This is a genomic window from Thalassotalea euphylliae (assembly GCF_003390335.1).
Taxonomy (GTDB): domain Bacteria; phylum Pseudomonadota; class Gammaproteobacteria; order Enterobacterales; family Alteromonadaceae; genus Thalassotalea_F; species Thalassotalea_F euphylliae_B.
This window is the reverse complement of the sequence record NZ_QUOU01000001.1, coordinates 3,088,859-3,113,304: the sequence shown is the minus strand read 5'-3', so window position 1 is coordinate 3,113,304 and position 24,446 is coordinate 3,088,859. Positions and strand designations below refer to the sequence as shown.

At 40.3% G+C, this 24,446-nt stretch carries 24 protein-coding genes and 1 pseudogene; 10 read left to right on the top strand and 15 right to left on the bottom strand.

The window, feature by feature from the left end; all coding sequences use genetic code 11:
• Positions 1-146: 146 nt before the first annotated feature.
• Positions 147-953: an ion transporter gene (locus DXX93_RS13670; RefSeq protein WP_116008581.1), complete on the top strand. Its 807-nt coding sequence runs from the start codon at positions 147-149 to the stop codon at positions 951-953.
• A gap of 338 nt (positions 954-1,291) precedes the next feature.
• On the opposite strand, the gene DXX93_RS13665 is transcribed toward DXX93_RS13670, so the two are convergent.
• From DXX93_RS13665 to DXX93_RS13650, 5 genes are all read right to left on the bottom strand, one after another.
• On the bottom strand, positions 1,292-4,492 hold the full coding sequence (locus DXX93_RS13665) for an efflux RND transporter permease subunit (RefSeq protein WP_116008580.1): 3,201 nt from the start codon (positions 4,490-4,492) through the stop codon (positions 1,292-1,294).
• A gap of 11 nt (positions 4,493-4,503) precedes the next feature.
• Positions 4,504-5,730, bottom strand: coding sequence for an efflux RND transporter periplasmic adaptor subunit (locus DXX93_RS13660; protein WP_116008579.1), 1,227 nt, complete (start codon positions 5,728-5,730; stop codon positions 4,504-4,506).
• Between the two features lie 64 nt (positions 5,731-5,794).
• On the bottom strand, positions 5,795-6,136 hold the full coding sequence (locus tag DXX93_RS20715; protein WP_147302693.1) for a hypothetical protein: 342 nt from the start codon (positions 6,134-6,136) through the stop codon (positions 5,795-5,797).
• 79 nt (positions 6,137-6,215) lie between these two features.
• The gene (locus DXX93_RS13655; RefSeq protein WP_116008578.1) at positions 6,216-7,103 is read right to left on the bottom strand and encodes a cation diffusion facilitator family transporter; all 888 of its coding nucleotides are present in this window, start codon (positions 7,101-7,103) and stop codon (positions 6,216-6,218) included.
• On the bottom strand, positions 7,084-7,824 hold the full coding sequence (locus DXX93_RS13650; protein WP_116008577.1) for a transglutaminase-like domain-containing protein: 741 nt from the start codon (positions 7,822-7,824) through the stop codon (positions 7,084-7,086). The genes DXX93_RS13655 and DXX93_RS13650 overlap by 20 nt, the downstream gene beginning before the upstream one ends.
• An 86-nt stretch (positions 7,825-7,910) precedes the next feature.
• Between DXX93_RS13650 and DXX93_RS13645 the strand changes: the two genes are divergently transcribed.
• A complete protein-coding gene (locus DXX93_RS13645) occupies positions 7,911-8,300 on the top strand; it encodes a Cd(II)/Pb(II)-responsive transcriptional regulator (protein WP_116008576.1) in 390 nt (129 codons plus the stop codon).
• A 140-nt stretch (positions 8,301-8,440) separates the two neighbouring features.
• Here the strand turns inward: DXX93_RS13645 and DXX93_RS21010 are convergent, their stop codons facing one another.
• The 6 genes from DXX93_RS21010 to DXX93_RS13615 all read right to left on the bottom strand — a co-directional run bounded on the left by DXX93_RS21010 (position 8,441) and on the right by DXX93_RS13615 (position 13,738).
• Entirely contained in the window at positions 8,441-8,659 is a 219-nt protein-coding gene (locus DXX93_RS21010; protein ID WP_116008575.1) for a GDCCVxC domain-containing (seleno)protein, read from the bottom strand.
• Positions 8,647-9,036, bottom strand: coding sequence for an organomercurial transporter MerC (gene merC, locus DXX93_RS13635; protein WP_116008574.1), 390 nt, complete (start codon positions 9,034-9,036; stop codon positions 8,647-8,649). The genes DXX93_RS21010 and merC overlap by 13 nt, the downstream gene beginning before the upstream one ends.
• 56 nt (positions 9,037-9,092) lie before the next feature.
• Entirely contained in the window at positions 9,093-9,470 is a 378-nt protein-coding gene (locus DXX93_RS13630; RefSeq protein WP_116008573.1) for a MerR family transcriptional regulator, read from the bottom strand.
• A gap of 411 nt (positions 9,471-9,881) precedes the next feature.
• A complete protein-coding gene (locus DXX93_RS13625) occupies positions 9,882-11,621 on the bottom strand; it encodes a hypothetical protein (RefSeq protein ID WP_116008572.1) in 1,740 nt (579 codons plus the stop codon).
• Complete coding sequence (locus DXX93_RS13620) at positions 11,618-13,354, bottom strand: HEAT repeat domain-containing protein (RefSeq protein WP_116009967.1); 1,737 nt, start codon at positions 13,352-13,354, stop codon at positions 11,618-11,620. Before DXX93_RS13620 ends, DXX93_RS13625 begins: the two co-directional genes overlap by 4 nt.
• Positions 13,355-13,489: 135 nt before the next feature.
• Positions 13,490-13,738 (bottom strand): helix-turn-helix domain-containing protein, encoded by a 249-nt coding sequence (locus DXX93_RS13615; RefSeq protein WP_116008571.1) that lies wholly within the window; start codon positions 13,736-13,738, stop codon positions 13,490-13,492.
• A gap of 127 nt (positions 13,739-13,865) precedes the next feature.
• Between DXX93_RS13615 and DXX93_RS13610 the strand changes: the two genes are divergently transcribed.
• The 8 genes and pseudogenes from DXX93_RS13610 to DXX93_RS13575 all read left to right on the top strand — a co-directional run bounded on the left by DXX93_RS13610 (position 13,866) and on the right by DXX93_RS13575 (position 21,878).
• Entirely contained in the window at positions 13,866-14,384 is a 519-nt protein-coding gene (locus tag DXX93_RS13610) for a hypothetical protein (protein WP_147302692.1), read from the top strand.
• Positions 14,385-15,950: a DEAD/DEAH box helicase gene (locus tag DXX93_RS13605; RefSeq protein WP_116008569.1), complete on the top strand. Its 1,566-nt coding sequence runs from the start codon at positions 14,385-14,387 to the stop codon at positions 15,948-15,950.
• Positions 15,951-15,959: 9 nt separating this feature from the next.
• Entirely contained in the window at positions 15,960-16,286 is a 327-nt protein-coding gene (locus DXX93_RS13600; RefSeq protein ID WP_116008568.1) for a hypothetical protein, read from the top strand.
• A 234-nt stretch (positions 16,287-16,520) separates the two neighbouring features.
• Positions 16,521-16,811, top strand: a pseudogene (locus DXX93_RS13595) (hypothetical protein); the annotation flags it as partial.
• Positions 16,812-17,068: 257 nt separating this feature from the next.
• Positions 17,069-19,003: a TonB-dependent receptor domain-containing protein gene (locus DXX93_RS13590; protein ID WP_116008567.1), complete on the top strand. Its 1,935-nt coding sequence runs from the start codon at positions 17,069-17,071 to the stop codon at positions 19,001-19,003.
• A gap of 90 nt (positions 19,004-19,093) precedes the next feature.
• Positions 19,094-19,774: a response regulator transcription factor gene (locus tag DXX93_RS13585; RefSeq protein WP_116008566.1), complete on the top strand. Its 681-nt coding sequence runs from the start codon at positions 19,094-19,096 to the stop codon at positions 19,772-19,774.
• A 62-nt stretch (positions 19,775-19,836) separates the two neighbouring features.
• On the top strand, positions 19,837-21,162 hold the full coding sequence (locus tag DXX93_RS13580; RefSeq protein ID WP_116008565.1) for a sensor histidine kinase: 1,326 nt from the start codon (positions 19,837-19,839) through the stop codon (positions 21,160-21,162).
• Positions 21,163-21,329: 167 nt separating this feature from the next.
• On the top strand, positions 21,330-21,878 hold the full coding sequence (locus DXX93_RS13575) for a PepSY domain-containing protein (RefSeq protein ID WP_116008564.1): 549 nt from the start codon (positions 21,330-21,332) through the stop codon (positions 21,876-21,878).
• Between the two features lie 96 nt (positions 21,879-21,974).
• On the opposite strand, the gene DXX93_RS13570 is transcribed toward DXX93_RS13575, so the two are convergent.
• The 4 genes from DXX93_RS13570 to DXX93_RS13555 form a co-directional block, all read right to left on the bottom strand.
• On the bottom strand, positions 21,975-23,015 hold the full coding sequence (locus DXX93_RS13570) for an IS481 family transposase (protein ID WP_116007550.1): 1,041 nt from the start codon (positions 23,013-23,015) through the stop codon (positions 21,975-21,977).
• Positions 23,016-23,097: 82 nt separating this feature from the next.
• Positions 23,098-23,739 carry a uracil-DNA glycosylase family protein gene (locus tag DXX93_RS13565; RefSeq protein WP_116008563.1) on the bottom strand — a complete coding sequence of 214 codons (642 nt, stop codon included), beginning with the start codon at positions 23,737-23,739 and terminating at the stop codon, positions 23,098-23,100.
• A 5-nt stretch (positions 23,740-23,744) separates the two neighbouring features.
• The gene (locus DXX93_RS13560; RefSeq protein WP_116008562.1) at positions 23,745-23,969 is read right to left on the bottom strand and encodes a helix-turn-helix transcriptional regulator; all 225 of its coding nucleotides are present in this window, start codon (positions 23,967-23,969) and stop codon (positions 23,745-23,747) included.
• A gap of 6 nt (positions 23,970-23,975) precedes the next feature.
• Positions 23,976-24,434 carry a hypothetical protein gene (locus tag DXX93_RS13555; RefSeq protein ID WP_147302691.1) on the bottom strand — a complete coding sequence of 153 codons (459 nt, stop codon included), beginning with the start codon at positions 24,432-24,434 and terminating at the stop codon, positions 23,976-23,978.
• Positions 24,435-24,446 lie beyond the last annotated feature (12 nt).

The following is a 24,446-nucleotide window of genomic DNA, read 5'->3' as shown; positions in this document are numbered from 1 at the left end:
GAACTAAAGATTAATAAATTCCCACTTAAAAAAGTGATTGAAAATTTCGAGTCAACATTTAAAAAAATAATTGCTAGCCCAATATAGGTCATTACTTCTATATAATTTAACCAAATTTACTAGCTTAGATAAAAGTTGAACACTTAATGTACGAAAACATAAAAATAAAGCTGAATAAGCTCAAGAATAACAAAGCATTTGAGCTATCTGTCGTAGCCGTAATTATTATATCAGCACTAGAGATCGGGGCAAAAACATTTCAACTGCCCGACAGTGCGATTTCAGTAACTCATATTTTAGATATATTCATAACATTATTCTTCCTCTTTGAGATTTCAGTTCGATTTATCGCTGATGATGATAAACGTAACTTTTTTAAAAAGGGCTGGAACATATTCGACACGTTAGTTGTTTTAATCAGTTTGATACCTATTAATGATAGTGAAATGGCTCTTCTCGCTAGATTAATTCGCGTATTTAGAGTTCTCAGGATGGTATCGGTAGTACCCGAATTAAGAGTTCTAATTAACTCATTGATCAAAGCTCTACCTCAACTAGGCTATGTCATATTATTAATGTTTATTATTTTCTACATATATGCGGCCATCGGTAGTTTTATATTTAACGAAATTAATCCTAAATTATGGGGTGATATTGCGATATCTATGTTGACTCTTTTCAGAATAATGACTTTCGAGGACTGGACTGATATTCAATATGAAACGATGGAAGTATATCCAATGTCATGGATATTCTATTTATCATTTATCTTCTTCACTGCGTTTGCTTTCTTAAATATGGTGATTGGCATTGTTGTTAATGTAATGGAAGACGAACACGCAAAAATGCGGCAAGAAAAACAAGAGGCTTCAAATACTCCAACAATTGAAGATTTACATAAAGAAATTCACGAATTAAAACAATTGATTAAACGTAACTTTCCAAATTCTTGATCAAAAAGAGTCAGGGTATAGATATGAGCTAGTACAGCAAATACTGTGGTAGCTCGTATCTGAATAAATAGGTTTGGACTTCACCGTAAATACAGTTGTGAACGAACATGAGATGGTCGCAGTCAACCAGTGTTTGTAGTTCTATTCTAGAAAGCGGACGTTTCGCTAACGCATTACTGCCTCAATTTGAGTTATCGCTAGTACATTTCTGGACAGAAATGCGTTAGAGCCGAAAGACAGCTTTGTGCCATTAACAGACCTTCATGTGACTTTGTAATTTGGGAACGAATCGTATGAACAGCCCCAAAACAAAAATTGTATGGGGCTAAATGGACTTGTTATGACGCTAACTCTTTTATTTTTTCTTTAGAAAATAGCTGATATAGGCTTGGTACAACAAACAGCGTAAGTAGCGTTGCTGTAACTAAGCCGCCAACAATTACGCTAGCAAGTGGTCGTTGAATTTCAGAGCCGACCCCATTTGACATTAACATAGGTATTAGACCTAACGCTGAAGTAATAGCAGTCATGAGCACGGGGCGCAATCTTGAGGTAGCACCATCAAATATTGCCTCAGCGGTTTCGAGTCCATCTTTGATTCGTTGGTTAATGCTTTCCACCATTACTACACCATTAAGCACCGCTACGCCAAATAAGGTAATAAAGCCAACAGAGCTTGGAACTGATAGGTACTGACCCGAAAGGTATAGTGAAAATACACCGCCGATAACAGCTAATGGAACATTAAGTAAGATCAGCATCGCTTGTCCTACTGAACCGAATGCAAAATAAAGGAGCAAGGCTATCAGAGCCAATGACAAGGGTACGACAATAGAAAGGCGCTGTTGCGCTCGCTGCTGACTTTCGAATTGCCCACCAATCGATACTGAATAACCTGCTGGCAATTCTACATCAGAGGTTATTTTTGTTTGAATATCTTCAACCACACTCCCCATGTCACGACCTTGGACGTTAGCTTGAATAACCACCCTACGCTGGACATCATCTCGTCTAACCTGCGGAGGGCCTGACTCAAAAGACACAGAAGCTACATCACCAATTCGCACCCAAGCCCCTGTAGGAGATTGCATTCTAATATCGGCTATTGCTTCACTATTCGCTCTAAATTCCTCATCTAGGCGCACGTAAATATCATAACGTTCGTTACCATTGATAATTTGTCCAGCTTCAACGCCACCAATACCGTCTTGAACCACTTCCATGACATCACCAACTGATAAACCATATCGAGAAAGCTCAAACCTATTAGGAGCGATAACAAGTTGTGCTTCACCTGCAATCTGCTCAAGTGCAACGTCCTTTGCACCCTCAATTGACTTAATCGCAGCTTCAATTTCTCGCCCTTTATTTGCTAGCACCTGTAAATCAGAGCCAAATAATTTAATGGCAAGCTGTGCTTTAACCCCCGATAACAACTCATCTACACGAGTGGCAATAGGCTGAGAGAAATTTAGTAACAGCCCAGGAAATTCCTCTAATGAGCGTTCCATTTTATCTTGCAGCTCATAACGATTAGAGGCGCTTGTCCATTCTGAAACTGGTTTAAGGCCAATGTAAATTTCTATGTTGTTCACAGGCTCTGGGTCGCCGCCAATTTCTGCTCGGCCAATTCGACTCAATGCGTAAGTCACTTCAGGAAATGCCATCAATTTTTCTTCCAATATTGGAGCAACAGATAGCGCTGTTTCCAAGCTTGAAGAAGGGGCTAGTGTCACTCTTAGGTTAATCGTTCCTTCTTCTAACTCTGGCACGAATTCTGTTCCAATTTGTGGAATGATTGCCACTGCTGAAGCGACGAGAGCTATTGACACAAAAACAACAAACTTGGTTTGCTTTAATGCGATTTTCAATAACTTTCGATACAAAATATCGATGGGTTTTAAGAGCAAACTTTCCCTTTCTTTCACCCCTCGCTTAAACATAAAAGTGGCAAGTGCAGGAACAATAAATAAAGCAACGACAATAGCTGACACCACAGCTAACATAATGCTAATAGCCATTGGTTGAAACAGCTTTGCTTCAACACCTTCGAAACTAAACAGTGGTGTAAAAACAACGAGAATAATCGATGCAGCGAAAAAAACAGGGCGAGCAACCTCTTTTCCTGCTTCTTTTAGTCTTAAATCAACGCCCGTTTTGTCACTTTCAACATCATGTGGATCGGTATCGGTTGTTGGCACGCGCTTCAGAGCTTTATCAAAATGCGTCGGATCGGGGCGGTTTAAATGTTTAAACATATTTTCAACCATAACAACTGAACCATCGACTAACATACCAATAGCCACTGCGATACCGCCAAGCGACATCAAGTTGGCTGAAATACCCAACCAAGCCATCACCATTAATGCAATACCAATGGAAATTGGAATTGAGATTAGCACTAGAAATGTAGCTCTTAAATTCATTAAAAATAGAGCAAGTACAATAGTGATAAAAATAAAAGCCAAAGTAAGGGCTTCAACAACGGTTGCCACGGCTTTTTCAATTAAGTCAGCTTGGTCATAAAAAGGCTCAAATCGCACACCTTCTGGTAATGCCTGATTGATAAGCTTTGATCTAGCAGTAATACCATCTATCGTCGCTTTGGTATTTGACCCCATGCGTTTTAATACAATGCCAGAGACCACTTCACCTAAGTTCTCAACGTTGCCATTGTCAGTTTTGCGGGTCATAGTAACAGCGCCTTGCCTGATCTCAGCACCAAGCTCTACGATGGCGACATCCGAAACAGTAACAACCACACCATTAAGTATTTTTACAGGCACTTGCTGAATATTTTCAATACCTTTTTCACCACTTTCGAACCAACCAGTACCGCGAATAACAAGCTGTTCTTGGCCTCGATTCATGTACCAGCCACCAACATTGGCGTTGTTATTTTCAAGCGCTGATACCACATCCTCTTGGGTTAACTCGTAGGATAATAATTTGGAAGGATCGACATTAACTTGATATTGACGGACGTTACCGCCGAATGACAGCACATCTGTTACACCGTCTACAGGCATTATTAGCAGTTTAATGATCCAGTCATTCAGACTTCTAAGCGCCATTGAGTCATACTTACTTGTGTCGTCTGATATCAGCAAATATTGAAACACCTGTCCTAAGCCGGAAGTGTTTGGCCCCATCTCTGGTGTTCCAACCCCAGCAGGTATGAGTTCCTTTGCAGCCTGTAGGCGTTCAAATACCAACTGCCTAGCAAAATATATATCCGTACCTTCTTTAAAGACTACAGTAACACCCGACAAACCTGTTTTTGAAATAGAACGCACTTGTTCTACATCCGGTAATGCGTACATCACAGCTTCAATTGGATATGTGATAAGTTGCTCTACTTCTTCTGCGGCTAAACCTGGCGCTTCGGTATTAACAGCAACTTGTACATTTGTAACGTCTGGGAAAGCATCTAAATTCAACTTAGGTATGGTGATAACAGCACTTGCTATTAGTGCAACTAATGCGATCAGCACGAGCAATCTATTATTAATAGACCAATCAATAATTCGATTAAACATAACTGGCCTCCTTAATGATTGTGCGGGTCAAAGCCGCCCTTAGCTATCTCAGAGGCGACAAAAAAAGCACCACGGGTAACGACTTTTGTTCCAGATTCAAGGCCGAAAACTTCTCGGTATTCGCCAAAAGATCGACCTCTTGTTACTTCGACTGCTTTAAATTCATTTGGGTGGTCTTCAATAAACACAGTCCAATCACCATCACTGCTTCTAATCAACGCTTCTTCTGGTACTGCAATGATTTCGCTGTTCGATTGGAACTGAAAATAGACTTTCACAAACATACCTGAATGAAGCTTATGTCCAGTATTAGTGACCGACAGTCTTACTGTTCGGGTTCGTGTAATGGGATCGATAGTATGAGCTTCTTGAATGACGTTGGCTTGGTATTTAATACCGTTTAAATCAATTAAGGCCGGACTGCCTAAGGCTAAATTTATCTCTTTGTTAGGGGGAACATTTGCTTCTACCCAAAGGTCGTTTTCATCGGCGAGTAACATGATGGTTTCACCCGCTTCAATGCGGTGACCTTGCATGAAGTCATCTTGCAGTACAACACCGTCCCGCTCAGCTATAAGCACGTACTGCCCAAAAGTAGCGCTATCTTGTTGGGCTATTTTGTCAATCGCCTGCTTTGTTAAGCCAAATGCTACTAACTTTCCATAAACACCTTTATAGATGTTTTCTGCTTCAACAAGCGTGCGTTCGCTTATGTTGTTACTTCCTAGCTTTTTCGCTCGCTTCCAATCAGAAGAGGCTATTAAAAAATCTGCTTGAGTTTGAGCCATCGTTTCGCTGAACAAGGTAACTAATTTTTGTCCAGACTTTACGTGGTCTCCTAAGCTCGCATGGCGATTAATCACCACTGAATCTGTACGGGGTGATACCAGATAGCTTTTATAACCGTTTGCTTTCACTTCTCCGGGAGCGTAGACCGAATTTAGATATTTCTTTGGAAAAACAGCATCAACTTCAATGCCTGCTAATTCAATTTTTTCCGCACTTAAAGAAACCCCTTCTTCATGCTCCTCTTCTTTAACGAGACTCTCGGTTTTATGTTCTTCACCCTCTGCATGGTCATGTTCATCAGTAGCCTCTTTCATAGGCTTTTCATGTTCATGCGAATGTTCATCGTGTTGTGTGTTATTTTGACTTTCATTAGCCAATACTGTGTTAATTGAAAACACAGCAAGAATTACTACTAACGCTACGCCAGTAGTTCGAAAAATATTATTCATAATGACTCTTAACTTTTATTAAACCAAATTGTGTTTGCGCTATAGCGCACTGTATGGAAAAAAGTTAAGCGATAGGTGGTCGATAGAGCCTAGTTGAAATACCCAAAGGCAATAAAGTTAATTTGTTGAAGTTATGTGAATGATTTAAAGACAGGTTTGGTGTAAATGCTTTCACCAAAATCCAACTGGTATGATTGCCACTACAGTGTCCGCAATGGTGGCAGTCCTCGATAGCGTGTTCATTATCTTTATCTAACTGAGGAGAATTATCTGTTTCGTGGTCATGAATAGTTTGTAGATGTTCAACGTCTAACTGATGACTTTCCATGCTTGCAGATACAGCGACGAACGATTGCAAAACAATCGATATAGTCAGCAGTATTTTTAAAGCAATGTTGGTGTTCAATATTCTATTCTCTTCGTTAGACGTTGGTAATATAGCAAATTAATGAGTACAAATCTAAGCCAGTTTATAAGTGTAAATGTTACTTATCTCTACAAACTTCATTGGGAAATTCAAACTCAATGGTGGTATGCGACAAATCAAAACCGCGTAAGTCTTCAGAAATTACTTGCTTGAGTGATTGTAACTTAGGTACATCGTACGGCGCATTCAAAACAAGGTGCGCTGTTAGCACATGACTTTCGCCATCTAAAGACCAATAGTGCAGGTGATGAATTTCTTTTACCTCAGGTTTCGAAAGTAAGGCTTTAGTTATCTTGGCTTGTGTTTCTTTATCCGGTGACGCTTGTAAAAATAATGCTAACGTAGACCTTAAGTTTTTTAGGACGTTAAACAGAATAAACAGCGTAAAAGCGATAGATAACAATGGATCTAAAATAGGCCAATCCACAAACATCAAGACAATTGATACGATAAGGACAGCAACCCAGCCAAGGACATCTTCTAATAGATGCCATGTTAATACCTTTTCGTTTAATGTGGTTCCCGCCTTAAGTTTATATACGGCATAACCGTTTACTGTAACCCCAAGTAATGCTAATCCTAGCATTCCCTCTACTATTGGCATTTCTGGGTTAGATAATCGAGGAATTGCCTCAACCAAAATAAAGATAGAGCCAGCAATTAAAACAACGCTATTTATTAAGGCACCAAATAGTGACAAGCGCTTATAGCCATAACTGTATGTTGAAGATGCTTGTTTATCTGAAAAGTGACTCAATAGCCAGGCGAAACCGATAGATATGCTGTCACCTAAATCATGGACTGCGTCAGCCATGATTGCCGTACTATTGGTTAGCCAACCGCCGATGAATTCAATGATGGTAAAAGTAACATTTAGAAAAAATGTCCAACCAATGCGCTCATTTTTATCGTGTGAGTGGTGGTGACTATGATTGTGGCTGTGCATTTTTACCTCTACTTTGGTTACTAGCATTTCTCAAACGATTAACATTCATATTGATAAGATGACGAATCACCGACTGATATAACCAGCGCTTAACGCCTGACAAATTGGTGCCTTTCTCGCTGTAAAATTCATCTGGCGAGTTGTATAAACCAAAGTCATCATGAATGCCTTCCTTTTGAATGTATGTATCTTTTCCCGTCCATTCTGTCTGAGGGTTCTCCAAACAGTTTGTTGCGATACCATACCCACAGAAACCATCTTTATCTTGATTGAACTTAGATTGAACTGAGCTTAGATAATCCTGGTCGAGGATAAAGCCTTCTAAGTTGATCCATTCGCCATCTAAAAAGACTTCAACCCAGCTATGGATAATATATTTGGGCGCAAGCCAAAACACGTAAGCGGGAATAGCGCCTTTTTGGAGTTGTTGATCAATCGTGAAACCATGAAATCGACACTGAGTACCGAGCGCCCGTAGTAGAGCCATCAACAAGTTTCCCTTGGTATTACACTGACCATAGCCATCAGCCAAAACTTCACTTGCTGCAATATCATCGCTGCGGTTATAGCCGAACTGAATTTCGTCTTTAACAAAAGAGTAAGCAGCACCTATCTTGTTGTAATCATCTAAATTTTGCCAGCCTCGTTCTTTAATCAATCGTTGAATAGCATCGTGACTAAAATTTAAGATATTTGTTTCAGATAAATAGGTCTCGTTCATATCACCATCACTTACGTAGTTTTGCTTTACATAAGATAACTATAAAACCTATAGTAACTATAGAGTCAAGCTAGGTTTTAAAAAATATGAAAATAGGTGAACTTTCTAAAGTTTCGGGCTGTTCCATTCAAACAATTAGATATTACGAAAAAGAAGGGTTACTGAATCCGCCTAGTCGTAGCGAAGGAAATTTTCGGTTATATGATGAAAAGGCGTTGAAAGAGTTAGAGTTCGTAAAGCATTGTCGAAGCCTCGATATTCCATTGTCAGATATAAAGACCCTAGTTGAACTTAAAAATAAACCAGAAGAAAGCTGTTCCTCAGTCAATAATCTAATTGCAAACCAGCTCGAATTAGTTAACCAACGAATAAAAGAGTTGAAAGTATTAAAGTCCGAGCTTCAAATAATGAAGAAAGCCTGCTCTTCAGACAATACAGTAGAAAGATGTGGGATTATGAGAACCCTAGAGGTGTAATTAAAACTTCAGTGTCCGCTTTTCGCTCACTTTAGAAGTTGAGATCACAAATTGTGATCTCAAATTTGAAGTCACAGTTTGTGACCTCAAGATAAACTGGTCGAATTCAACTAGGTTACTTAATGTGCCAATAGCAGACCTTAAGATTTGTTGCAGCAACTGCTTCCTTCTTGAATAGGAGGGCATTTAACGGTTCCATAAGAACAATATACGCAACAGTCACCTTTTAACGGCTTGAGCAGCGCTTTACATCCTTCACATTCGTAATACCACTGGCAAGCGTTTGTTGGCATGGTCTCGACCTTACTAAATCCGCATTCTGGGCAAGTAATCTTAGACTCTAATTCTACACCTTGCATACGGGTTCCTTAACTGGTTTAACGATATCTAACACTGACATAAATACCATCCATGTGATTCCAAAGTAAAATAAGTAAGTGCTCCAGTCGTATTGCCACAAAGGATAAAGAGTCAGTAGTACAGCAATTGGGCCAATTACACTTAATATGCCTCTCGCCACATGTTTATATTGATACCAGTTGTACAAGTTGACCAATAAAGCGAGTGCAGCAAACAATGGTAATAAAGTATTAACCGCTATTCCTTCAAAATGAGAGAGGAAGCCAAGCCCTAGAGCTGATGCTAATGAACCAAGTGCGGGGAAACATGCTGTACAGCTAAGTGCTGCTAACCATACTCCACCGGAGCCTACTTTATCTAGAATTTTATTAATCATAATTACCTCTACTTTTGAGGTAGTTTAAACTCCGTACATAGGTACGGAGTCAACAGCTAATTGAGCGAATTTATTATTGGACAGGAATTAGGATCTTGGTTGGCTTTACAAGAATTTGTCATATCTTGAATCACATGTTCTAGCCGCTGTAGATCTGCAATTTTTTCTCGAATCAACTTAAGTTTTTGCAATCCCATCGATTCGACATCAGCGCAGTTTCCACTCATCGACATGAGCGAAGCTACTTCATCAAGCGTAAAGCCCAAAGCTTTAGCTTTTAATATGAATTTAAGTTGGTTGATATGGGTATTGTCATACATGCGATAACCACTATCAGGTCTTTGTGGCTGCACAATAAGCCCTTTACGTTCATAAAATCGGACTGTTTCTACGTTAATGCCTAGTTCTTTAGCCAGCTTTCCAATGGTTTTCATAAGCAGATTCTCTTAAACAACTAGCGTCATTTTATCATTGTTAGACAAAATCTGAACTTCCGATATACGCTCATAACCGCCCTTAGAGTATTCACTTTAACGCGTTAAGGGGCATAAACGAGTTAGAGGAGCGTACGCTTTGTATAGTTGAGCTAATAGCATTAAGTGATGGCGACTGTCTCTTGAACAGCTCATTGCGATCTGTCAGAAGAAATCCAAACTTATCCATCGAAACTGTAAAATCAAATATGAGCTACTACAGTTAATTGTGTTTTTATCTCCATGTAAGAGTTAGAAACGTTGCTCAACATCAAAAACTACTTTTAAAACGCAACGTCAGCCCACGTAAAGTAGGGGGGATTGAATCCCCCCCTTTGTTCAACAGAGGGAAACGTTCTCACTACCTTGTGCTCATTCATTAATTTCATCTCCTAGTTCAGTTTGACCTGCTGTTCTTTGCTTATAAATATCGATTATGAAATGCATCGGTATAGGTAACCTGTAATGCCTACAACCTGTTAAAATAATCGGCCAAAAAGAGAATTTAAAAGCCGTCATGTCATAAACTTTATTGGATTCGTCACACTCATTAACCAACAACTTAATCAATTCACTTGGCTCTTCAGTTACGCAAACATCAGACAACGTTGCACCATGCATCTTATCGAATCGGTAAAAGTGCTTTTCTGATGACTCGTCAAGAAAATACACTTGAAAATTACAGTGCGGTAAATACTCTTCTTTAATTTTTTTGACTATTTCGTATGGCTCTGGAAATTCCATAATTGCTGAAAAAGCAGATATATAAGGGTATAAGACTGAACCTTTAGTGACGCTTTTCTTGTACTCGTCCGTTTTTTCAACAGGGTGTTCAATTAATTCAGCGTAGTTTCTTATCGTTGTTGGGTATTTATCACCAATCTTAAACATTTGATATATCTCTCGTGACATATTACTTAACCAAGAGTTGATATCTCGCCAATGTTTTTGATCGAGAGAAAGGAACCAAATCGCCAATACTAAATCGATTGCTTGTTCATCTTTATATGGGGTAAACAAAATGGGGTTATTTACGATTAACTGCTTAATGTTATCCTGAAATTTCGCTACTGCTTCGGAAAAGAACTCACCTGCTTCTGCATTTTCTTCACTAACTTGGCTCAAATACCAATAAGACCAGCAACCTGTTAGTGCTAATCGCCCTAGAACATCAAACAACTTTAAGTTTACATCGGTGGCACAAGACGGATTAACTGCATGTGATAAAGCATACAAGCTACTGCAATGAGGTAATATTTTATCTTCGATATATTGATTTGATACCTGTAAGTTCAGCTTAAGAATTGAGTCCAAAGTTGTAAGTGTAGAAACAGCCACCTTATTTTTTTTACCAAACGCAAATTTCGCTGCATCCCATGCATTGAGCATCGTAAACTCTGCTGAAAGAAATGCACTCTCTAAGTTATCTTCATCTCTACACCATGAATATAATATCCAGAGGCACAAATATAGTTGACGGATACCTGTTAAAATATCTTTTGGTTTCTTGTCATCTGTACAAGTAAGACTAATGGCAAGTTGGCTGAAATGTTTGAAAGATACTTCTGGCTCATCAAGCATCGCAAGTGATTTGCGAAGTAATCCACGACAGTTTTTAGGTAATAGCTCCTCTCGAAGCATATTCTGCTCTATTAAGTCAGCAAGTCTGTCTCCATTCCACTCAGAGAAACTTAAGTCATCAGCTTTTAGTTTCCCCAAAAACATACTGACATTTGCTCTTACCTCTTCTTTTACTTCACCACCAAAGCATAAGCAAATTTCAACAGGGTATTCATTGTATTCTGCGGGAATACGGGTCGGAATGAATACATCAATGATCTCATTAATAGAAGGACGTAAATCTTGAGGATTCGTACTATCCCAATCTCTGCGGTCTAAATCACCAGATTTGACTGAGAATAAATAAACCTTGCTCTGTGATTCATTGGGCAACTTACCAAAAGCACCTACATCGACACCATATTGTCTGCTACCAACACCTGGTTTTAAAAATACCTCTAAGCCCATTTGCGATAGCAAATCTGGTAGTAATGCATCCAACTCACCTCGCTCTTTCAAAGAGGCTAAATATTGTCTTATCATAAGCTTCATGAGGTACAGCCCTCCGCTTTAAATTGCCAGATCATATTTTCTAAACCATGTGGGTCAAGATTGTGCATTGATGCAAATTCGATTGATGTGCTGAACTCACTAAGAGGAACTTCCTGACGGGTCTTTTGCTCACCATGATGTATATAATGAATGGACTTATTTCCATAGAGTAATACAGATTCATTACCAGCAAACAAAGAGGTTAGAAATGACTTACTTCGAGCTTGTTTCATTGACTCATTCATTAACTTACTGTGATGCCGCCAATACGTATGCCTATCTTGCTCGTTAGGGGTTAGCTCATTTATTTTAAGTGCCGCTTTTACCGAAGCTCGATAATCTTCATACTCTGAGAGTACATCGGCAGCAATTTTCTTAACACTGTCGTCTTTTGAATTATTTAATGTTTCTAAATGTTCACGAATACTTCCTGGATAACTGACGCAAAGCGGGTGAAAAATTAATTGCTGAATATCATTTAACTCATTGTCTGGAGCGTCAGGAATTAACGATTCAATTAAGCTAATTGCAGTTTTGGGCTGGTTGAAAAACCACCCGCAAGCTTTTCTAGCTAAAAAGAGGTGAACGCCGTTATTTTCTTGTGCTATGTATGCTTGGTCGAAGCTAATAGAAATTCCTTTTTCAGAATCTCGAAGAAGATCTGATGCATATTTACCTAGTTTTATTTTTTTTGATAGTAGCCAGCGTGTAATTAATGCGGATAAATGAGTATCTCGGTGATTATGCAACTCTCTAACAAAACTATCGAAATGCTTTACTGATAATTTGTACTCGCTTATTTCAAAGAAGCGCTCTAAAAAAACAACACAATCATCAAAACGGTTACTTTTTAGTATTCGCTGCAAAGCATAATCAATTTTATCTATAGTGCCCTTATTCTCAGGCTTCGTATAACAGCATATATTTAATAATTTAGGTTCAACTTTGCCGCTAACCTTTTGTTCGTCAAAAAATAATATTTCTGAAGAAGCATGAATATAACGATCACCTAATTGATCTGCATGACTGTCTAAAAAATCTAAGAATAAACCCTCTAGCTCATCAGACTGAGATACAACAGCAAACAGCGCTCTCATTGATGTAGCCAAAATATTATCAGTTGGGGAAGACTCAGATGATTTTTTGATAGCCACCGCTACTGGCTCCAAAAGCGTTTTGTCTTGGTAGTTAATTCTTCCTAGTGCAAAAATAGCTCTTTGTATGACTAATTCATTTTTGTGAGTAAGGAGTTCAACAGCTTGATTAACGTAAGCAACTTCATCTTTACTGACTCCTGCCTCAATCGCAGTAGATAAATGATCAAAATCTTCATCAATATTGGTTAAAGCGATATCAAGAAGTGCTTTGGCTCTATCGTCATCTTTTATACAGAACTCTTTAAAAGGAGCCAAAAGCATATATGCGGCCATATCTTGGCCTGCTTCTAGTGTAAGATGTTTAACGCAGTCTGCGATGTCTTGTACTGGAGAATTTAAATAAGGTAGAACTTCTTCGAAAACTCGTCTTACAGAAAAGAAATCATGATTTTCAGGTGTGTTATTAAAATTCTTAAATAACCCAACAAGGTTAAAATCCCCATCATTATGCAATTCAGCCAATGCACTAGCTAGAAGCTTTTCACCTTTTCTGTCTTGATAATAAATCTCTTGGATGAACTCAAAAAAGTTGCCATCCTTATTAGCTTTTAATAGTTTTCCTTTAAGCTCATCCATAATCATTTAATTCCTATACTGATACTCTGCGCTTGCCTGATGATAATTGCTGTATTAACTATTTTCTCTATTGGTTGATCTGGATATTTGTCATTTCAATATCCTTAATACTTCTATCCCTGTTGTTTGGAAAGATTATTGTTCTGTACGATTAAATTGCGTTTCCACTTCTGAAGGTTCAGGGAAGATCTCTGTCAAATCGCAATTAAGTATATGAATAATTTCATATAGTCTTTCAGGTGGAGTTCCAACGGTTCCTCTTTCTATTCTGCTTAAATAGTTAGGTTCCACTCCTAATTTATTGGCTACCATTGCTTGAGACATAGAACGCTTTGTTCTTGCTACCTTGATGTTCAGCCCAATTAGTTTTTGTACTGGTTGCATTCAAAAATCCGCACCGAAAAGAGAAAATGTTCTCATATTGCGGACTTACAACCCATATCATATAATGGCGATAAGTTTACATATAATGTAAACTTATCGCCATTATTAGTTAATTAGTTGTCATTTTATGAATATTGATTCTTTAATTAGTCAGGTTATTTGCATGAAGAATATAAACCGCTTTTCAGTTACTGAAGTGCGGTGTGCTGTTATTGCACTTTCACAAGATGAAAAAATTGACATAACTAGGCTTCGGCAAGTTGTTTATGACGACCTGAACAAATTAGTGAAACAGGGGTTGTTAATCAAAAAAACGGCGAGCAACGGCAAAGAAAGTCGTTTCATAAAAACAGAAGCATTTGAACCTAAGTTGATAGTAGAAGAATCAAAAGCATTTACTAGAAAACCGAGCGGCAAATTATGTGAAACAATTAATTCGCTCTATGCTGATTTGAGCACATTAAATGCAGACCTTTTACAGTGCATGGGAGCACTAGATTCATTTCTAAATTTAAAACAGCAACACCCAGAATTATCAGACGAATTCAAAGAGTTCATTCATTCTACTAAAGAGCAGAAACATATTTTAAAAGGGAAAATTGCTGCAACTGAAGAGATATTAAAAAAGTTAAAAGAGAAAAAGTAAATGAAATTAAGAGGTTGGCAGTCTGAGTGTATTAACTCAGCAATTTCAAAATTCACCAGTTCAACAGACTCCTGTGATTTTAAAAAACACTTCCTAGCGCTCGCAACACCAGGAGCTGGCAAAACTATTATGGCGGCAACGTTAGCTCGAAAAATGTATGAACTTGGTTTAATAGATTTAGTGTTATGTTTTTCACCGTCGTCAATCGTATCATCAGATTTTAGTGATGAACTCACCGCACAGTTTAAAACTGAATTTAATGGCAAAGTTGGCTCTTTAGGTGATGCATTCACCTACCAAAAACTTGGAACTCTCGATAATGACACTTGGAAGTTATTTGATCGTTTTAGGGTGTTCGTGATCTTTGATGAAATTCATCACTGTGCAGGATCTTCAACTCATGATGCCAATGCTTGGGGCGCTCCGATCATCGAAATCATTCGTGAGAAAGCAGCCTACAGTATTGCTTTATCAGGTACACCGTGGCGCTCGGACTCGTTGCCAATCGCTCTTTCAACTTATTGTGAAGACAACCGGATTCAATGCGACTATGTTTACGGTTTAAAACAAGCAATAGCTGATGACGTTTGTAGGGTTCCTCAGGTCATTGCAGTAGACAACAATAAAATTGTTGTCACCAATAATAAAAAACGAAAAGTATTCAAAAGTTTTAATACCTTGCTATCAGCTAAGGCCACTTCATATTCCAATATCGTTTTAAACGAGACAGTAAATGACCAAGTGCTTTCTAGAGCGATTATTAAATTCAATGAGATAAGAAAAATAAACATGAATGCAGGGGGCTTGGTTGTAGCATCTTCTATAGAGCACGCCGAAGCAATTAAGCTACTGATGACAAAAAATTACAACATAGGTGCTGTAGTTGTAACAACGAATGAAGCAAAACCTTCCAATAAGATAAAAGACTTTAGAAATAGCAGTGATGAATGGCTTATTAGTGTAGGTATGGTCAGTGAAGGTACTAATATTCCTCGTTTACAGGTTTGCTGTAACCTAACAAACGTCACTACTGAAATGTACTTTCGCCAGATATTTGGCCGTGTTCTTCGAAAAACTGATGCGCCAAATCAAGAAGCATTTATGTTCATGCCAGCGGAACCTAAGCTGGTGAGCTACGCAAGGAGAATGGTTCAAGACATTCCAGATGAGGTAGCTAAGGTCAAAATCGTAAAAATGGATGAGGAAATAGTTACAGATGCGGAAGAGCTGACAACTGTTGAAGCTGCTCGGAACAATACGCACGTTTTACCTGAGAAGCATAAGATTACTGTTGGTCGCCACTGTGTCGAAGATATTCAGCGCCAGATCCAGGTTATGCTGTCGAATCATTACTTAGATGAGTCTGAAGGAGCGCAGGCTAAAGAGCTAAGTTCTAAAAAACCGAGTTCGAACCAAAGCGGTTCTAATATACCTAAGGCTAAATGGTCGATGGGTATCGTCGGTAAATATCGTCAAGAAACGTTAAAAGTTGCTGATATAGAACCCTTCCTAATATCTCAAGCTTCCAAAGCTAAGTTGGCCGAGCTTAATCAGCAACTAAACTAGGGTTGAATCATGATCGTAAAACCTCAAGGCTGGGTAATTTTAAAGTTTTCAGCACCAACCGATACATTTTATAAAATCTTCAGCAGTTGGCGCGGTGGCTACTTAGATGGAGACTCTTGGCGGCTTAGTTCTGGTTCTAGCCATCCCCCGACACTTTCAGAGTGCGGTAAGTGGTGGGTCTGGTCGCAGGAGTCAGGCTCTTGTTATCACCTCCCTGTTAATGGTGAAGATGGGTACACATTTTACACTGCTCAAATCCTTGCAAATATTATTCTTCAGTCTGATAAAAACAATATGCTAATAGAAAGAATTAAGTTATCTTCGATATTAAATTAACTTGGTCTTTTGCTTAAGGGCTTGTTTTTTGATACACGTGTTAAGAAGTAGTGAGAGTGATCTTGTCAACAAAATCTCTTCGTGGGTATTTAGTTGTCATCATTTCAAGGAGACTTGTCAACAAAAAGTAAAGTTGACAAGGCAGGTTTGGTGGCGTTTTGTGTTTGAATATAGAAAATAAAAGGGATTAGAAACGCCCCAACCATTACGTCAACAAAAAATAACGCATATAAGACCGATGTGATGTATGAAACCATGGCGGTTTACCCAATCAGTTGGGTGTTCTATTTAACCTTTATTTTCCTAACCGCTTTTATCTTCCTCAATATGATGGTGGGTACCATTTTGGAAGTGATGAGTGAAGAGCACGAGAACTTCCGCGCTGAATCACACGGCGAATCAAAAGAGGGGGGTGAACCCGCTAGCCGAGCACAAATAGATGCGCTGCAAGCCGAAGTGGCTGAGCTTAAAACCCTAATCAAAGAAAATATTGCTAACACCCAGCACACTAATATCAGCAGCTAAACCGAGTTAGCCAATTAGTTGTCCAGTCTTGGGATAAGTTGACGGTTCAATGCCGTTAATGAGCGCATTACAGACAATAATCAAAGCCCGTACTTCACTTATCGAAGGCGGGCTTTTTTTCCCAGCCTTTATTTTTCCTACCGAATCTGGCGATAAATTCAGCGCAAAATCCTTAATTTGTAAAGATTGTAAGGTTATTTAAGGTTGAAAATGACAACTATTATCATTCGCGCCTAATTTTGAATGGAGTAGGTTGTATGAACAAATCATTTCAGGCCAGCAAAGTTGCGTTTTGTGTTGGTTTAGCAGTATCTGCAGGTAACGTTGTCGCAGAAGAGATGGCAGAAGCCAGTGCGATTGAGAAAATTGAAGTTACGGGTCAACGCATTCTCGGCGTAGATGTTGTTGATTTAAGTGATATTCGCAAGAAGCAGGCAAACGATTTAGAAGATATTTTCCGTGGCGAGCCGGCCATTACTGTCGGTGGATCATTTGGTATTGCCCAAAAGATTTATGTCCGCGGTATTGAAGACACTAACTTGAATGTCAGTGTTGATGGCGCAACCCAAGCAGGCTACTTATTCCATCACCAAGGTCGCTTGTCAATAGAGCCTGAAATGTTAAAGCACGTTGAAGTGAAAGCGGGTGCTGGTTCAGCCTTAGATGGCCCGGGCGCACTAGGTGGCGCTATCCGTTTTGAAACCAAAGATGCTGATGATCTGTTAGGAGACGGCGAGCACTTTGGTGCGTTATTAAAAGCGGGTTATTTCAGTAACACCAGTGGCACTAAGCTCAGTGGTAGTTTTTATGGTCGTGTTAACGACAATTGGAGTGGTTTGTTAATCGTCGGTAAAACGGATTCCGACAATATTGAAGACGGTAACGGCGTTGAGCTAGGAAATACCAAAACTAACCAAGATCTGGGCTTAGTTAAAATCAACGGTATTTTGGCTGACAATCACGAACTTGAATTAAGCCATGAGATTCGCAACGATGACGGCGTGAGAAATGTGCGTCCGCACTTTATCACTGCGGGTTGGAACCCGGCTAATGAGCAAAAAAGCCGTCGTGAAACGTCAACGGCAAACTACTTCTACACACCTGAAAACGAACTGGTTGACTTAAAGGTCACGGCGTTTAAAACCGACAGTTATTTAACGCAAAACGAAGGTAATGACAGCCGCGATGGTGCAGGTGTTGAAAGCACAGGCTTCGATATCAGAAACACCAGCGTGCTCGCTGCCCATGAAATCACTTACGGTATTGAACAACGCAAAGACACCGGCTATTACATCAATGGCAGTGACGTTGAAGAGAAAGCCAAAGTGGTTGCCATTTATGCACAAGACACATTTGATTTAACCAATAACCTGACCTTGAGCATTGGTGCTCGTTTTGACGACTATGAATTAGATGATTCCGATGGTCAGCACTTTGAAGCGTCAGGTTTGAGCCCGAATATTAGCGCGCTTTATCAAATTAACGATCATTGGTCGGTGAGAACCCGTTACTCAGAAGCTATTCGAGGCCAGAAAGTCAAAGAAGCTTACTTAATTGGCTTCCGCTCAAATGCAACTGACTTGAAAGAGGAAGAAGCGAAAAACACCGACTTAATGCTTGCCTACGAAAATGATGGCTTGTTATTAAGTGCACAAGTCTACGATAGCCGTGTTGACGGTGTTGTTGGTACTGTGCGACGCGCCGATGGCCGTTTCTTCGCAAATGCCGGTGACCTAAAAACCACAGGTTACACCCTCAGTGCCGCCAAACAATGGGACAATGCTCAAGTTTCTGTAAACTACTCAAACAATGAACCTGAGCTTGATGGCGAACCGCTAGGTGATAGTGATTTGGGCTTAGGGACGGCATTTGGTGATACGTTAACAATTTCAAGTAACTATGTATTTGATTCACTTGATTTAGAGTTAGGTTGGAACGCCCGTTTAGTGAAGAGCTTGTCTGATGTGCCTCAAAGTAGACCAAACAAACCAGGTTATGGCGTGCATGACTTCTATGTTGAGTGGTACCCAATGGCCGATGATAAATTATCACTTAACCTGAGCTTAAATAACGCGTTTGACAAGCTGTACTATGACCACGGTACTTACGGTTACAGCACCAGCTCTGAACAGTATATTGGTTTAGCCGAAGCTGGCCGAGATGTGCGACTGACAATCAGTTATAAATTGTAATTCAACATTGCATTTTATTGCACGAAGCGCGTGATCATTTATCATGCGCTTTTTCTTGTTGAGCCAGTACCGAGTCAAAATTGAGGCATTATGTCTGCAAGTATTTTAGTGATTGAAGACGACGAAGTTGTTAATGAGCTGATCACCAAACACTTACGAGCGAATAATTATCGCGTAGTGTCATGTGCTGATGGACGCAAAGGGCTCGACTTTGCGATTAGCCAAACATTTGAATTAATTTTACTCGATATTATGTTGCCGGGGCTTGATGGTTTATCGGTATTAAAAGAAGTGCGCGTACACAATACGACACCTGTGCTGATGTTAACTGCGCTTGGCAATGAACAAGAGCGCATTGAAGGCTTGCGCACGGGGGCAGATGATTATTTAACTAAGCCATTTAATTTGGAAGAGTTGACGCTGCGCATTGAAGCTATTCTGCGCCGTTATCAGCATGCTAATCAGCCGCAACAAGATAACTTACTGAGCTATCAACAGCTCAGTGCGAGAGTACCGGAGCTGACGGCGATAGAGTTAGACATTGCCAAACTGCTGGCTGCGAACATAGGAACGCCCTTGAGTAAGCCCTATTTGTACCAAGTGATTTTGCACAAAGAGTTTGGTCGATACGATCGCACCCTGGATATGCATATTTCCAATATTCGCAAGAAGTTTAAACACGTAGGGCTAGACCCAGCCGTCATTAAAACGGTACATGGCAAAGGCTATATGTTCACTTACATGCCTGATTTTTCTGCTGGCCACAGCTAACGAATTACTCAAGCAAACTACCCAAGCCAACTACACATGCGAATTGACGATAAAGTGACCCGATGAAACTTAAACTCTTTTGGAAAATTTACCTGAGCATCGCCTTAACCAGCGTTGCATTGGTCACTGGTTTGGCGTACTTGAATGAACGCGTTGAGCGGCAAATGAGCTATATTGCTGCCGAAGACCAACAAGTGTTGAAAGACCTTGCCAAACAAGCGTCCCAGTTGATTGCCGACAACCCAGAGCAGTTAGCCGCTTGGATAGATACCGTTCAACAGCAACACAATACATGGGCAACGGTGGTTAGAGCCAAAACAGAATGGCTTGATGAAGGAGAAATTTCTAGGCAATACATCGAGCGTATTAGCTTGGGGCGGCCAATTCGCTATCCTATTCATTTAGAACACAAAGATAACCCAATGATGGGATTACCGCTGGCTGTGGAAGATTTTCACCTACTGATTCTATTGCCGCAAGATATGCGTCCCGGCCAATATTGGCAGCTGGTTCACTGGTTTATCACTTTGTTATTACCACTGCTGTTAGTGGCGCTGCTGAGCTATGTGATTTATCGTCATATCATTAAGCCGATTGAAGCACTTCACACCGATACCACTAAATTTAGAGCGGGAAACTTTGACACCAGAACTTCAGTGGTGGCGAGTAATCGGCGAGACGAAATAGGTGAGTTGGCCGTTAGTTTTAATCATATGGCTGACAGTATTGACGAGCTGTTTCGCAATCAGCGCCAGCTTATCGCCGATATTTCTCACGAGTTGCGCACGCCAATTACGCGGCTGCGTTTAACGATCGACAGTGAATATCCGCCAGAGCAGTTGCGGGAAAGAGTCGAGCGCGAAGTGACCTACATGACAGGGTTAGTGGAAGACACGTTAACCTTGGCGTGGCTTGAAAACGAAAAGCCAACGCTTAACCAAGAAGATGTTGACCTTATTGCCCTGATTGAGAGCATCGCAGAAGACGCAAGGTTTGAATTTCCCAACCATCCTTTGGTGTTGCATTTACCTAATGAGTGCATCGTCAAAAACAGCTACCACCGCGCACTTGGGCAGTCCATCGAGAATATTGTCCGCAATGCAATGAAATATACCCCGATTACCGCAGGTATTAGTATTCGCTGTTATCAGCAGCCGGGCAAAGTACTGATTGAAATTGAAGATCAAGGGCCCGGTGTGCCAGAAGCACAGTTAACGGATATTTTTAAGCCCTTTGTTCGTTTGGATAAATCCAGAGACCGAGACAGTGGTGGCTATGGCTTGGGACTGGCATTGGCAAAGCGTCAAATCAGCGCTATTGGCGGTAGTCTAACGGCCAGCAACAACAGACCACACGGCTTAGTCATGACCATTAGCTTAAACACATAAAGGCTAGCGGCATTCACAGTTGATACAAACCTTAACGCAAAGTAACGCCCGAGATCACCAACACCCCCTTAAATTATCTGCAACTTAGTTAACATCTTTGCCGCTAAGCACTGCGCTTGGCGACCTAATTGAAATTTTCACTAACTTAAAAGAGCTAATACCCCATTATGAAATCAAAAATTCGCTTGTTATGGATGAAACTTCACGCCTACTTTTCCTGTTTCTTTTTACCATTAACCTTGGTTTATATTGTTTCAGGCGTGCTTTATATGCTGGACGTAAAAGGCGAAGTCAAACAAGAATATCGCTATGACATTACCCTCAATGAATGGCCGGAAACAGAGAATGAAGCGGCTAACATTGTCACGCCGTTATTGGCGAAACACGATCATTTTGCATTGCCAGAGGACTACTCTAAACACGGTGGCGGCCACAATTGGTATGGTCAAAAGCAACACGTCGGATTGAAGCTTAATAAGGAGACGCAAAGCGCGCAGATACTGATTGAAGAATATGATTTTTGGCGTCAAATGTTAATGATCCACAAAGGCCATGCTGGGATAGTGTTTTGGGTTTTGGGGATTCTTTTTGGTCTCAGTTTAACATTTAGCCTGATCAGCGGAGTCGTGATCAGCCTACAATTACCGCAATTGAAAAAGCAATCAATGGCGATGCTGGCAGCAGGCACAGTAACCTTAGTGGTATTGTTTATCTAACTTCACGCGCTTAAAGCAGTTTAGTTACTGAGTGCTAATTTGTAGAAGTTCAGACCTGATCTAACGATTACCAGTTTAGAACGGGTGTCCGTCAGGTTAGTTTGAACTTAAATTCTTTTCAGTCCAAACCGATTTACCATCAATGAGCGTTTCCATTGGCGTTCTGCCACAGCAGATTTTACCCTGATGGGTTCGTTCATTGTTGTAGTATTCGAGCCATTCGTCCAGATCTTTTTGAAGCTCATCTAAGCTCATATACAAGCGTTTACGGAATGTTACTTGATAGAATTCCTGTAATATCGTTTTGTGGAAACGTTCACAGATACCGTTAGTTTGCGGTGATTTGACCTTCGTTTTTGTGTGATCGATATCGTTAATTGCCAAATACATTTGGTAATCGTGATTCTCGATTTTTCCACAGTATTCCGTGCCACGGTCAGTAAGAATACGTAGCATAGGAAGGTCATGAGACTCGAAGAATGGCAACACCTTATCATTGAGCGTATCAGCCGCTGTAATCGGTGTTTTCATTGTATAAAGTTTAGCGAAAGCAACCTTCGAATAGGTATCAACAAACGTCTGCTGGTAGACACGGCCAACACCTTTAAGATTCCCCACGTAAAACGTGTCCTGTGATCCTAGATAACCGGGATGCGCGGTCTCTATTTCACCGCAAGCCTCATCGTCTAGCTTCTTGCGCTCAAGTGCCTGAACTTGGCTTTCGGTGAGTATAATGTTTTCTTTCGACACCTTGTCTTCTAGGGCTTTTAAGCGACCTTTGAAGTTGGCTAAGCCATGACGCAGCCAGACGGAACGAACACCACTGGGAGAGACGAAGATGCCTTGCTTGCGTAATTCATTACTCGCTCTGGTTTGCCCATGGGCAGGATATTCGACCGCGTAATCAATAACAGCCAATTCAATCGCTTCATCGACTCGGTTTTTAACATTAGGTACTCGACGGTTTTGATTGAGTAAAGCTTCAACGCCACCTTCTTCATTTGCTTGTTGATAGCGATAAAACGTATCGCGAGATACACCCATCACTTTGCAAGCTTGCGTAATGTTACCTAATTCTTCGGCTAAGTTGAGTAAACCGACTTTGTGTTTAATGACAGGGTTGTTAGTATGAATCATGAGAGTTACCTCTTTGTTTAGTTTGGATTAGACACCCTTAAACTAAACTGGTAACTCTCTCTTTTGAAAGTGAAATGTCAGATCAGATTGAAACTTCTATAGCTAATTGAACCCGTTGTTTAAGCTTAGGCAGTACCTCTTGCTCAAACCACGGGTTTTTCTTTAGCCAGATATTATTGCGCGGGCTAGGGTGCGGCAAAGCAATAAGGTGATGTGCCAATAGCAAGTCATAGTGCTTAACCAGCTCGGTAAGATTTTTGGCGCTGGCAAGTTGTTGAGAAAGTTCATCGCCTATTAACGGCTTTAGTTTGGCTAAATGCCAGTCGAGCGCATATTTACCGACTAAAATGGTTAACTCAATCCCTTTCATCTCACTTAGCAGCTTTGTCCGCCAGGTTTTAGCACACAGTGGAATTGGTGGTAAGTCACCAGACTTTCCTTTGCCCGGATAACAAAAGCCCATAGGCACGATGGCAAATAGTGCATCGTTATAAAACTGCTGATTATCTACGCCTAACCATAAGCGCAATCGCTCACCACTTTTATCATCAAAAGGTCGGCCTTTGTCATGAGTCACTTGCCCCGGTGCTTGTCCGGCAATTAATATTCGACTGTACTGGCTTGCTTGCAAGATAGGTTTTGCCGCAAGTGGCAGTTGCTGCTGGCATAAGCTACAGCCGCGAATATTGCTAAGCAATTGATCGCAGTTAAGCTCGTTACTCATCTGATTTAGCCGCTGCTACTTGCGGGCAGGTATTGAAAGACATCACTGATATTTACCCCGAATACATCGGCAATTTTAAAGGCGACTTCCAGCGAAGGTGAATACTTGTTTTTTTCAATCGCTACTATGGTTTGTCGAGAAACACCAACGGCATCGGCTAGCGCTTGCTGGGTCATCTCGCTGGCGTTAAACCTAAGTCGGCGAATGTCGTTGGTGATTGATTTTACCATGATTGCCTAACAGCCTCTGTGATATAGCCAAATTTGTCGAATACTTTTGGCACAATCGCTGATCAGAAAACCAATAAATAGAAAATGTATAAAATTAACTGAGTCGGTAACTGAAGCAATCGCGAATGGTTTAGTCGACAGTGAGCCTCCCCACCACCAAATTAGCAGCAATGCCATAATCAGCGTTAATCCAAAATAACCCGCTTGATCCCCATATAAGCCAATAAGCCTGTCGCGTTCATCATCACCTTGCAATGCATCTTTATGGTTGATGGCCGCAACAATAATCATTAACACAGCAAAAATAACACCACAGGTGATCAAGTTTTGAATAACTAGGTTAATGATTTCTGCTTCTTCTACTGCTTGGTCAGTCGCTAAGTTATTAGTGCCGAGCAAGTAAAAGCCGAGGATCAATAAATTTGTGATAATTGCGAGTAGCGAAACTTTCATTTTAAATGGCATATCCATTTCCCA